Source organism: Lactiplantibacillus sp. DA1 (assembly GCF_032681335.1).
Taxonomy (GTDB): domain Bacteria; phylum Bacillota; class Bacilli; order Lactobacillales; family Lactobacillaceae; genus Lactiplantibacillus.
In genome coordinates, this window is record NZ_JAWHTQ010000011.1 from 58,561 (window position 1) to 70,827 (window position 12,267).

The window sequence follows — 12,267 nt, forward strand, 5'->3', positions numbered from 1 at the left end:
TGGTATGAAATTTGTGCACCATGCAATGATTAATTATTCAATATTGAATAATGCAATTATTTACACGTGGTTGTTAAGCCAACTAATTATCTCTACATTTACTGGACTGTACATATTGTTTTAACGGTGCGATACTCGACGAAATAAATACTGCCGAGGTAAAAAGCAAACTCGAATTCCCGGAAGATGCGGAATTGTCAACATGGCCACTGTCACGAAACCGATCCGATAGCTAATTCCAATAATTGTCGTCACTAGTGGTCCCATGTGATTCATCAAGTGGCTTGTCAGCCATCCTTCAATGCCAATCACGTTTAAATCGACGAGGTGAAAGCACAGGACAACTAGTGATAACTGACCGTAGTGCTTTAACCATTTAACCAACTGAGCATTCGGATAATGACTAAACCAGTCACTGATGCGAATGATACACAAACTGCCAGCGATACCGCCCATGATGCTAATTAACAAATTAGGTGACATCGGGACGGTTAGTGCAAAATAGCCTTGAAAGGCACTTACCAGCCACATAAACGTGAATAACAAATACCAAGCTGGTGACATCCGACTTAGCAAGTCGGTTTGTCTAACAAGGTAGCCAACGTACAAAAAAACTTGTGCTAATAAGGCGGCGTTAACTGCCCATGGTAAGTAGACCACCTGACCAAGCCAACCACCTAGAATTGCGAAGATACCAAACATCCCACCCCGAACAACAGCTTGGCGCAACTGCTGATGACGGTGTGCGGTTAGTAACATCACACCATTAAATAACTGCATCGCAATGAACATACTGAGCAAGAACCACACAGCCCCAATTGGTTGAACTTGCCAGTGCCACGGATTGAACACTTCCGAACCAGCTCCGTATAAGGTAGCGATCAGCCCTCGTCGCCAGCTTGCAAAGTAGGCATTAAGCAGTGGATTTGGTAAGCAGCGAGCCACGGCACTCAGGGTCAAAAGCACCACAGCAGTTGCTAGATAAGGGAGTAGTAAGTTGATTACTCCCCGCCGACATTCCTGCTGTACGGACCGTGGGTGGTACAAATAACCACTTAACATGAAGAAAATTGGCATGTGAAAAGCAAAGATCAAACTACCGAAGAATTGTCCGTTGTAGGGGCCTAAGGTATGACCGATCACAACCGCTAGAATCGCAATCCCCTTCGCAATGTCAATCCACTCAATTCTTTTACCCATCGGTCGCACCCCCTACTGACTGGAAACCACCGAATAAATCTGGCAATAATCGCTGTAACCAATGAACACGCCGTAATAACCACACTAGTTCGACACTAACAATCAATACCGCAACGCTCAAGCACCAGCCGGACCACCACGCCCCTATGATTGGTGTTAACCATCGATTAATACCCATAAATGGGTCAATCAGTAGGCCGGCTACGAGTAAACTGCCGTAAACAGTTTGAACAAAATTATGTCGCCATGCGACCGTTGCGCGCGGTCGATTCATCATCCAGGTGGCAATCGTCACCCATAGTGTCAGACACGGAATCGCTTGAAAAGTTTGTGCAAACGGTTGACTGCTGATTAGGTCGAAATTCTTTTCTAGATTGACCTGATACATTGTAACGGACACCATCACGGCGTAACAGCCCACTGTCAATAACCATGCGATTAATAGGTGCTCCCTAGTAATGCGTTGTAAAACATGCGTTTGACTCAACCAGTAACCCATTAAGGCAAAAAAACAACCGGCCGTAATAGCTAATGGTGAGTCAATACTGATCGTTGTCAAGCCAGTGAAATATACCAAGACTGGGACCATACCAATGAATACTAATTCAACCCAAAACAAGTACTGCTGAATCACGATACTTGCATGGTGGGCAATCACTCGTAACAGGGGCAAGGTGACAAAGAACCCCAGTAGTTCATACAAGATGCCATAGAAGCCAACGGGTGCTTGGGCTAACGCTGTCAAGAAATCAGCAACATTAAAGCTAGCTAAACTCCGTTGCATAACTAAGTCCTCAAGGTAAAATGCTAGTGAGAATAACGTAATCCCCCCCATTAACCATAAAACGTGGCGAACGAGTTTCGTTACTGATAAGGCCGGACGCCGCAACTGATAAGCACCCAGAGCCATCAACAATAAGTTCGGCCCCGCCGCTGTAATCAATGCAACCACCAACTGTGGATAAAACCAAATACTTTGTGGTTGGTGACTAAAACTAAATACCGCGTTCATTCCGGTATCACCGAATAGAATTAACATCAGGGCGATGATCAAGACCAACCGTTGAACCCGATAAGCCTGTTGATGATTCATCAGTACGACGCCCCCCTTTGAATAACGACGGGTCGCTCAAATTCAGGACCGACCGCCGTACGATAATTTGGTAAATCAGCGAATAACATCAGAATAAAGACGTTATATGTGACTTCTAAGAAATGCTGGTCAAACATACTACTGATAGCAATGGCCGCAAAGATCACTGGTAATAAGTAATCATGTTGCCGTGTACGTTGATACAAAAACCAGGTTATGCCGATAATCAGAACTAGCGTTAATAGTAAGCCATATGAAATCAACATATTTAAGAATGATGAATCAATAAAAAAATAGGTTGCTGTACCGACGCCATTAGTAAATGAATCGGCTCGGTCACCACCCCAGCCATTAATCGGAATTGGGGCCTGACCGAATAATTTGACCCCATAGGCTAACAACGCATTATTTCCCAATGCAAGCCGCGTGGATAAGGCATTATTGAGCATTACTAATAGCCGGTCCTGATAATTAAACACATTCGACAAACCGATAATCGCGCCACTGGCAATCGGTAACATTAAAAAGCTATACCTGAGCATCGGTCTCAACCACCGAAGCTGGCGGCGATAAATATAAAGCAGATACACGCCAACCAAGGCTACTAGGGCAATCACATCCGTCATCGTCTTTGTAAACTGGTAAATTATTCCCAACCCTATTATCACGGGTAGTAACGCCACTGGTCGAAACCGACGGGCCAACAAGTATAAATATGCTGCACAGAGATAGAAGATATGAGCCGCAAAATCAGTCGTATACACGACGCCAAATGACTGGCGTAGTCCATCTGCGGTTGTAAACGTAATATTCTTAATTAGTCCGGCTTCCGCAGCAACCAATGCTACCAATAAAATCGTCCCAACGACCCCCAGATAAACTTGAATAATCTGGCGAAACGAAACGTGTCGAGCCCCAATAACTAACATGACTGTTGGCATCAAGTAATGCGCCCCCGATGTGAGTGTCACGACAGTTACCAGCACGAGTAAACTAACTTCACCAATAATTTGGGTTAGCGTCAACGCATCTAAGCAAACGACCAGTCCTAACAGTGCGGCCAAGGTCGCAAGTTCAACTAAAACACCTACTCGATGTGGGATCATATCGTTAAAAGTCGTTGTTTGCAGCGTTACCGAAGCTAAGTAGATTCCAAAGATACTCAGATAGAGCGCATTACGATGCTGCTGTAAACTTGCTACCTTATGTCTCATCATCGTGCCGCCTCCAACCCTGACCATATTTCACGAGGTACGGGCTCAACAATGCTAACCCGCCCCCAACAACTAATATTAGCTTCCAAAGTGCCCCGCGGATCACGTTCGTCTCACGCGTTACGGTACGTTTAACTGTCTTCACTCGATAATTTTTTAAGCCCGTCAGATTAGCTTTAATCGCCACATTGAACGCCTGAGCATTCTGCTGGGCCACTTGCCGTGAACTACTCGTTGCTGTCACCCGTAAGACTGGTCGCCGCGCAACTGGTGCCGCTTGGACCGACTCACTCAGTTCCTGAATCGGTTGCCAAACGCCATAATGCGCATAGGCATAAGTGCTGGCTTGAGTCAGCACCGCACTCTGGTGTGGCATCACGTTGAACTGCGTGATAGCTTTGATATCCTGGCGTCGCTGACGTTTTAGACGGGCTGTTGACAGCCCTGAACGCGGCGTTTGCGCAATCTGAATATCAACAGATGCTTGGTACACCGGCTTAGGTAGCCACCGATTGCCTGCCCATCCAAGGCCGACGCTTAGCATAATGATCAGCAATTCGAGCGGCAACCACCGCCACGCTAGACTAAAGCGTTCCTTTGGCTGTACCTTCATGTGCCTCACTCACTCCCACGTAAACTAATTTGAAATTGGCTCCAGAGATAATCAGTGACCAATAGATGCTGCTGCCCCACTGCTTTAAATCGCCGATCAAACAACCGATAACGTGGCTGTTTCTGAACCTTTTCAGCTGTCGTTAAGTCAAATATTAGCCGGTAACGAGCCTTGGTAGTCGGTATCAAATTCACCGCGGTCACTCGTTGTGACTGCGCATGATTTAGCTTAACGTGACCAACCAATCTGACCGGACGCGTCAACCGATTGGCACGATAAATGGCCAACTGCGTACCACGTTGACGAAACAGGTATAAGTGTTGATCAATCAAGCTCATTCCAGCGACTTGGCGCGCTGGAAGCTTCCCTAGTTGTAACGCGTGCCAAGCTTTGACCCGGCCAGTCTTCATGAGCTGACCATAATAGAGCTTGGCGCGACTGCTTTGGCGATCAATGCCGCGAACCACGACAACCGCTGAACGAGTCGTACCTGGAAGGACGGCTTGAACCCGACCTTGCTTAAAATCAGCCCCGTTAAAGTTCAACCGTTGATGTTGCCAATCTTTAAAATTGGTCGTCCAGTAACGGTCTTGCCCATCTATCAACGTCAAGCGGCCATTCGCGTACCAGACACTCGGCCGCGACAATTGCACATGCGGATAACTAATTGGGAGTTTCGTCCATATCCGCCCGTCATGACTAGTACTGATACGACCGTACGTTGTCGCATCATCACGCTGCTGTCGATTTTGAAAGACCGGCGTGGCGGTATTCTGAGTACCGGCTTGTAAATACTGGGCTTGACGTAGCGTCTTGCGTAGCTCCGCCGTCGTCTGTGCAGAACGATATTTTAGACGCACTGTTTGATTACGGCGCGGCAACAAAGTCGACAACGGATCGTGATTCGTTAAGACATAGCCGTTAATACCAGATTGAAATAAATTGCGGTGATTGGCCTTACCTACTAAGGTAATCGGCCCGGGTGAAATAATCGGCGTCCCATTTTGATCAGTTTGATAAATCCGCGTGACCGTGTCTTGACCGCGCTGAATACTCAGGGCGTAGCAAGCATATCCCAATAATAGCGCGAGCAATGCTAGGCTCCCCCACACAATTGCTAGCCGTTTTCTCATCTTCAATCATCACACATTCTTTTATTTGGTCGTTGCAAATTCCGACGCGACTGTCACTAAGGCCGCGTGAATCACTTGGTGCATGTCATAGTAGCGATACTGGCCTAGTCGACCACCAAAGATGACTTGCGGTTCAGCCGCGGCGAGCTTCGCATACTGTTTGTAGAGCGTATTGTTGGTTTGATTATTGACCGGATAATACGGCTCGTCACCCCGCTGCCAGTTCGCTGGAAATTCACGCGTAATCACAGTTTGATCCGCATCGCCCTTACCGAACTCAAAGTGTTTGTGTTCGATAATCCGAGTATAAGGCGTCTCTGCATCGGTGTAATTAACCACGGCATTACCTTGGTAATTATCAACGGGTAACGTTTCAGTCTCGAAACGCAGTGAACGGTAGGCTAGCTCCCCTAACTGATAATCAAAGAATTGGTCAATCATCCCGGTGAAGACGATCTTTGGGTATTGGGCGAGATATTCAGCCTTATGCGCAAAGAAGTCGGTGTTCGTTTCCACGGTAATTTCAGGATGAGCTAACATCTTCTCAACGATCTGCGTATAACCACCGATGGGAATACCTTGATAAGTATCGTTAAAGTAATTGTTATCGTAAGTGTAGCGTACCGGTAACCGCCGAATAATGAACGCTGGTAAGTCCGTAGCCTTTTGTCCCCACTGCTTTTCCGTGTAACCCTTGATCAGCTTTTCGTAAATATCGGTCCCAATCAACGCAATTGCTTGTTCCTCCAAGTTGTGTGGTTGTTGATTACCGAGATTCGCCGCCGCGCGTTGTTCCGCGATTTTCGCAGCTGCTTCTGCCGGTGTCCGAACGCCCCAGAGTTCACTGAACGTATTCATGTTGAACGGCAAATTGTACATGTGGCCCTTGTAATTAGCGACCGGACTGTTCGTATAACGGTTAAATTCCGCAAATTGATTGACGTAATCCCAAATCTCACGATCCGAAGTATGGAAGATGTGCGCGCCATACTGGTGGACTTGGATTCCCGCCACTTCCTTAGTGTAGATATTGCCAGCAATGTGGGCTCGCTTTTCAATCACTTTGACCCGCTTACCACGTAAGGCCGCTTCATGGGCAAAGACGGCGCCAAATAGTCCGGCACCAACCACCAGATAATCGTATTGTTCGTTCATGTGAATTCCCCCAAAAATTAACTTCGTTCTTGGTGAATTATAACAAACATTACGCGATAAACAATCGTTCAACATACGGATATAACGAGTTTTAATCAAATAACAGAGCTTGTTAAATTCAGTTTACTATCTAAATAACAAATATTATTATGATTACCGGTTTCAATCATTGCGACTAAATACAAGCAATCATCTGAATGCTTTCTGGTGGTCACTGGTCAAAATACCAATAAACATTGCTGTAAAAACAGTAAAATTATTCGTTCAAATTACAAAATAAATCTAAAAATTAAATTTTGATTTTCCTCCTAAAATGAACCCAAGACACAAAACTAGTTGCGCCAAGAAGTTTTACTTTTCTTGGCGCAACTAGCTTTAGTCTATTATTAAAATGATGACACGGATGCCCAAAATCAAGTTGATCCAGTTAATGTTAACTCAGTAATCAGCCTTGGAATTGTGATGATTACTGGCTTCGTTTGTATACGACTCCCTTTTCATTGATCAAATCACGACCGCATCCAAGTTAAAACTTCTGTCCCGGCATGAAGTTGGGATTCAAGCCCTCACGCTCGCGACTCGCATCGCGCAACGCCTCTAGATAAACTCTGATAACCATCTTACGATAGCCACGATAAAACGGTCCACAGAGTTGAATCGCTAAGCGGGCGTAGAACCCAAGCAACCATCCGAGACTGACCAATGAGTTTACACGCCACCGCTTGATCGTTATCAAGCGATTGCGCTGCCCGTAATAGAGCCGCCAATCGGGGACGAATTTAGACTTGAAGTCCAGGGACGGTAAAGCCGTCTTGTGAATTAATTTAGCCGCACTCACATTGACCGGTCGACTTAGCTTGGCCGTCCGTACCGCGTACTCACAGTCATCCCACCAGATAAAGTAGCCAGCGTCCGCCACCCCCACTTGCTTGATCACGGCCACACTCATGAAAACGCCGCAGAAAGTGTACTGGTCAAACTCAAAATTACCGCGGTATTCACGTTCAGGGACCGCCTGTGCTTGAAAGGTGCTCCAATTAGTGAATCGATTCCGCTGATCCGCTTGCAAACGGCCATCCTCAATATACACACTACCCGTCAAGATTTGGCGATTCGGATGGCCTTGCTGATAAGCAATTAGTTTTTCAAAATAGTCTGGCTCAAAAATGGCATCGTCATCGGACATTGAAACCCAATCCAAGTTCGGATCCGCCGCCGCAATCTGCATCCCCCGAGCAAAGCCCCCAGCACCACCGATATTTTTGGTCAAATACCGGTAATCAACACTTGGATTAGCCAAAATATCAGCTGTTTGTAATTCAGCTTTGGTCCCATCCGTCGAATGATTATCAATAATAATAATTTTCGCGGGTGGGATCGTCTGATTCAGTAGCGCCGTAATTGATTCGATTAGTAATTGTTTGCGGTTGAAAGTTACCACAATCGCCCCATATTGCATGTTTGTCCACTCCTTGTCTTAGCCTAACGTCCTTATGGTAAATAATCCTGATTGCGCCCAAGCCGATCATGCCACCCATCGCGGTAGCCTTGAACATACGCTTTTATCAGTGGCCCTGCTTGGCCCCATCTATCCCGAAAAAGCAGGATGGCGAATAATTTGCGCGCTAAAAAGCGGCGGGCATACCAGCGGGTGATCCGAGTCTGACCACGATGCTTGAATAACGATGCCAGCCGATTGCGCATCACGTAATATTCCTTCCATGGTGCAATGGCGGCACGAGTATACGTTGTCTTGTGTAGAACCAACGCGGCATGGACATTTAGAAACTGGCCATACTTGCGAGCCCGGAGCGCGTATTCAAAGTCATCAAACCGAATAAAGTAATCCTGTTCAGGTAACCCAATCCGTTCAACAATGCCGCGACTCATTAAGATACCTACGAAGGAAAAGATGTCGTATTTGAAATCATGGGCATAGTCAGCTTCAGCAATTGGCTTAACAGTCAACGTCTGCGAATTCGTTATCACTTCGCGATGCATCGCATCATGATGGCCATTCGGTAACTGGACTGAACCAGAAAAAACGCCTTGTTGAGGATGAGCTGTCATCGCTTGACGCATGGCCATGAAGTAGCCCGGTTGAAAAATAGCATCATCATCAGAAATCGAGATCCAATCACAATCCGTTCGTAAGGCTAAGCGTATACCAGTCGCAAAACCCGCGGAGCCACCAAGGTTTTGGTCACAACGCACGTACGTTAGTCGCTGCCCATCAAAATCAAATTGTTGGCGTACCGCTGCCTCAGTTCCATCAGTCGATGCATTGTCAATGACGAACACATACTCAGGTGGTTCCCGTTGCGTTAAAACGCTCTCCAAGGCTTCCGCCAGTAACGCTTTACGATTAAAGGTTACAATCACACACGCAATTTTTGTCATAAGTTCCCCCAAATTGTTATGATCACTCAAAACTAATCCAAATTAGTCAGTTAAATTGACTAGCCGCTTCAAGTAATTTTTCATTATACTAGTCTAGTTTGATTATAGCTAGATGTGGTGGTTAGGATGAAATATTTAAACTTGATTTTAGGAGGGATTGGGCGTATTTTAAGGTTAGTTTGGAAAAATGCCTATCATTGGCTATATAGTTATCAAAGACATGCATTGATTTCAAAACAAATTAAAAAACACATCGCAAAACTAGTTATCGAATCTAATTTTGTGATGCAACACTTTCTTAATCCTTTTCAATTTTCTGTGCAATCTATTTGTCGAATGCATCCATCAATGGTCTTCCCTCTGGATAATCACGATAAATAATCAATGTCAAACCTATATTTCAATATGCAAATCGATTAATAAGATTATCATCAATTCCTTCTTCCATTAATTCAACAGCATAATCTGAAATCACTTGGATGGTAAAATACGCCATTTCCACGCCAACATAAATTGTTTTCCGATTATATGTTAACCTTTTTGCTCTCATATCTTTTAACGTTATTAAATTGTTTCTCGGAGCGGCTCCGTGTCAAGTAGACAATTAAATAATTAAAATCTTATGCACTTTCTTGAACGGCATGATTCCGGTATTCTTCCGGGGTCATGCCGTTTAGTGTTAGTTGGCGTCTTTCCGTGTTATGCCAACTGATGTACTCCTTGATAATGTTAATGAGCTCGATTTCGGAGAGTGGCTGCTTGAATGCCAACTCCTCGGTTTTAAATTGACTCCAGAAGCTCTCCATTGGACTGTTGTCGCCTGGGGTCCCCGGACGAGACATGCTGTGCACAATGCCTTCTCCAGCCAGTAACGTGTTGTATGCACTTGATGTGTAAGCCGATCCCTGGTCAGAGTGTAGAATCTCAGGTTTAACGCCGTGGGTGGCTTTCAGTGCCCGCTTCATCGCTTCGGTCACAAGCTGTGTCGTCTCGGTACTGGCAATCTGCCATGCGATAATACTACCGTCGTAAAGATCTTTAACGGCACTCTAACGCAGTTGTTATTCCTTCTTTACGCCATATCTCAGCTCACTACAATCGGTCACCCAAGTAATATTCGGCTGTACAGGAGTGAAGTCATGGCTACCATCTTCGCGGAGTAATTTATTGGCGAGGATGTATTCCTTCTTTTCTGCCCTACGGTCTCGCTTGACCACCCGAATTGACGAGTAGATTCCGTGATTACGCATGATGCGCCTCACTCGGCCTTGACTCACATGGTAAGGCGTTTCCGTGTTGATGTACATTGTCATAGTACGGACGCCGTAAATGTAGTTTTTGGCTTCTTCACGCACAATAATGTAGTTTAATATTGCGTCATTCTCAAGTTCATACGCAGTTACTTCACGATGAGTCCACTTGTAGTATGCGGCACGAGAGATCCCAACATAGTCACACATAAAGCTGATACCATACGATTGATTAGTGTCGGGATTTACTTTTTGCGCAAGCGCTTGAACGGTTTGATATTTTTCTTCTGAAGGGCATCTATCCTTTTGAACTCTTGGAGTTTTTTTAATACTGCGACCTCTGTAGAGACATGTTCTAGCCGTGCTTTGAGGCGCTTGATTTCAAGATCTTTAAGTTCTGATTCAGTTAATTTACCGTTATCTTCTTTAGCTTTACCTCGACGATCCGCGAGTGCGTCTGGGCCGCCTAGCTTAAACTTCTTAACCCAGGCATACACTTGTCCATAAGACACATTGAAGTGGGTGGTCGCGGCGCCATAGTTCATTTCATTGGCAATGGTCCATTGTACAATTTCGATTCGTTCAATCTGATTGGTTTTCCTACCGTCTTTCATTGGGGTGGCCCTCCTAGTAGTTATGAGTGGTTTACCACTAGTATACCGGTTAACCCATTGATAGATAACGGAATGATTTGGAATGCCGTATTGTCTGACCAACTGTGGATATGAAGTACCGCCTGCTAGATATGCTTGGACCGCTTCCAGCATAAGCTCTTCTGGGTATAGACGCTGGTGTCGGCGACTACTTAGCGCTTCTGGTCCACCATCATCATAGCGCATGATCCACTGTGCCACTTGTGAATCATGAACACCGTATTCTCGGCGGATTGAATTAGCCGATACACCATCTTTTACCAATCCGATATAGAAGATTTTCTCTTCCAGGCTGTACCTTGAACCTTTTTGGCCCATAAAAAATGGTTCTATAATATCTGTTGTTGGTAATTAAGTGAAAACTTGATTACTGGCAGCAGATATTTTTGTATGTATTTTAATCATGGTATATTAAAAAAGTGCAAAAAAAGAGATATAGTCAGCAGACTTATATCTATCCACTACCACATTTCAAGAGAAAGAAGCGACTATACCCCTATGAGTAAGGATACTAAATTCTTGTTAGGAATTAAAGACCCAAACATAAAAAAAGTAAGGATTATCAGCGATAGTCAAAAAAAGGGGCCCCTCGAGGCCCAAGCAGTTTTGGACTATCGTCCCAAAGCCTGTCTAAGATGTGGTGTGGTGAACAGAAAAACGATTATTCGATATGGTTGGCGACAAGTGCAAGTTAAACTGCTAAAGAGTAGTGAGCGCGACGTCATCCTGCATCTAAGGAAACGCAACTTTAAGTGTAAAGCCTGTCGAAGCTATTTTTTAGCAGCAACTACGCTAACGCAACGGCATCATACGATTTCTAATAATGTCCGTTTCGCTTGCTTAGAGAAACTGAGCGAACCAGTCACGATGACACATGTTGCTCAGGAGTTAAACATTTCAAATAGTACGGTGGTCTCAGTTTTAAAGACCTACGAACGGGATTTATTAACCCATTATGATTGGTTACCAAGCGTCATCTGCATGGATGAAATCAAGTCAACTAAGGACGCCAATGGTTCAATGAGTTTCGTCTTTATGGATGGGCAAACCCATCAATTTATAGATATCTTAGAATCAAGAACCCTTGTGAGTCTTGAAAAATATTTTAAGCGTTACACAAAAGCGGCCAGAATGGGTGTCAAAGTTATTGTGACGGATATGAATTATACGTATCCGGAGCTAGTCTCAGTATTTCCAAAGGCGATAATCGTTACTGACCGATTTCACGTCGTGAAGTCGGCAGTAGTGGGCTTTAATCAAACTCGGATTCGTGTCATGAAACAATTTGCCAAATCAAATACTAAGTATAAGGCCCTGAAGCGATATTAGAAATTATTATTGAAGCCTAATGAAAAACTTGATATTAAAAACTATCAGCACTATTCCTTTATCCCTGGGCTGCATACTCAAAATCAAGTCATCGAAGCGATGCTAGATTTCGATCCAGAACTAAGGCGAGCCTATGATGCCTTACACACACTAAGAAGCGCCATTAAGTATCGCGATATTCCCCGTTTAAGACAAGTTCTGAATCCTAGTAATCAATTTTCAGAGGA

12 protein-coding genes and 1 pseudogene are annotated in these 12,267 nt (G+C 44.8%); 2 read left to right on the forward strand and 11 right to left on the reverse strand.

The features are described from left to right. Positions 1 to 120: 120 nt before the first annotated feature. The 11 genes and pseudogenes from RXV91_RS15030 to RXV91_RS15080 all read right to left on the reverse strand — a co-directional run bounded on the left by RXV91_RS15030 (position 121) and on the right by RXV91_RS15080 (position 11,029). Positions 121 to 1,200: an acyltransferase family protein gene (locus RXV91_RS15030; protein ID WP_316440510.1), complete on the reverse strand. Its 1,080-nt coding sequence runs from the start codon at positions 1,198 to 1,200 to the stop codon at positions 121 to 123. Further along, positions 1,193 to 2,293, reverse strand: a complete 1,101-nt coding sequence (locus tag RXV91_RS15035; RefSeq protein ID WP_316440511.1) for a polysaccharide biosynthesis protein — start codon at positions 2,291 to 2,293, stop codon at positions 1,193 to 1,195. Before RXV91_RS15035 ends, RXV91_RS15030 begins: the two co-directional genes overlap by 8 nt. After that, positions 2,293 to 3,510: a polysaccharide biosynthesis protein gene (locus tag RXV91_RS15040; protein WP_316440512.1), complete on the reverse strand. Its 1,218-nt coding sequence runs from the start codon at positions 3,508 to 3,510 to the stop codon at positions 2,293 to 2,295. The genes RXV91_RS15035 and RXV91_RS15040 overlap by 1 nt, the downstream gene beginning before the upstream one ends. Next, positions 3,497 to 4,120 carry a polysaccharide biosynthesis protein gene (locus tag RXV91_RS15045; protein WP_316440513.1) on the reverse strand — a complete coding sequence of 208 codons (624 nt, stop codon included), beginning with the start codon at positions 4,118 to 4,120 and terminating at the stop codon, positions 3,497 to 3,499. Before RXV91_RS15045 ends, RXV91_RS15040 begins: the two co-directional genes overlap by 14 nt. 5 nt (positions 4,121 to 4,125) lie before the next feature. Continuing rightward, entirely contained in the window at positions 4,126 to 5,253 is a 1,128-nt protein-coding gene (locus tag RXV91_RS15050) for a polysaccharide biosynthesis protein (RefSeq protein WP_316440514.1), read from the reverse strand. Positions 5,254 to 5,274: 21 nt separating this feature from the next. After that, complete coding sequence (gene glf, locus RXV91_RS15055; protein WP_316440515.1) at positions 5,275 to 6,408, reverse strand: UDP-galactopyranose mutase; 1,134 nt, start codon at positions 6,406 to 6,408, stop codon at positions 5,275 to 5,277. A 526-nt stretch (positions 6,409 to 6,934) separates the two neighbouring features. After that, complete coding sequence (locus RXV91_RS15060; protein WP_316440516.1) at positions 6,935 to 7,867, reverse strand: glycosyltransferase family 2 protein; 933 nt, start codon at positions 7,865 to 7,867, stop codon at positions 6,935 to 6,937. Between the two features lie 32 nt (positions 7,868 to 7,899). Beyond that, positions 7,900 to 8,808 carry a glycosyltransferase family 2 protein gene (locus tag RXV91_RS15065; protein ID WP_316440517.1) on the reverse strand — a complete coding sequence of 303 codons (909 nt, stop codon included), beginning with the start codon at positions 8,806 to 8,808 and terminating at the stop codon, positions 7,900 to 7,902. A 620-nt stretch (positions 8,809 to 9,428) separates the two neighbouring features. Continuing rightward, positions 9,429 to 9,839 (reverse strand): annotated as a pseudogene (locus tag RXV91_RS15070) (transposase); the annotation flags it as partial. A 30-nt stretch (positions 9,840 to 9,869) separates the two neighbouring features. Further along, a complete protein-coding gene (locus tag RXV91_RS15075) occupies positions 9,870 to 10,268 on the reverse strand; it encodes an IS3 family transposase (RefSeq protein ID WP_316440518.1) in 399 nt (132 codons plus the stop codon). 35 nt (positions 10,269 to 10,303) lie between these two features. Then, positions 10,304 to 11,029: a transposase gene (locus RXV91_RS15080; RefSeq protein ID WP_316440519.1), complete on the reverse strand. Its 726-nt coding sequence runs from the start codon at positions 11,027 to 11,029 to the stop codon at positions 10,304 to 10,306. 180 nt (positions 11,030 to 11,209) lie between these two features. On the opposite strand from RXV91_RS15080, the gene RXV91_RS15085 reads away from it, so the two are divergent. Together RXV91_RS15085 and RXV91_RS15090 are read left to right on the forward strand one after the other, a co-directional pair. Next, positions 11,210 to 12,040 carry a transposase gene (locus RXV91_RS15085; protein WP_316440520.1) on the forward strand — a complete coding sequence of 277 codons (831 nt, stop codon included), beginning with the start codon at positions 11,210 to 11,212 and terminating at the stop codon, positions 12,038 to 12,040. Between the two features lie 9 nt (positions 12,041 to 12,049). Beyond that, on the forward strand, positions 12,050 to 12,267 hold a 218-nt coding region (locus RXV91_RS15090), incomplete at its 3' end, for a hypothetical protein (protein WP_316440521.1).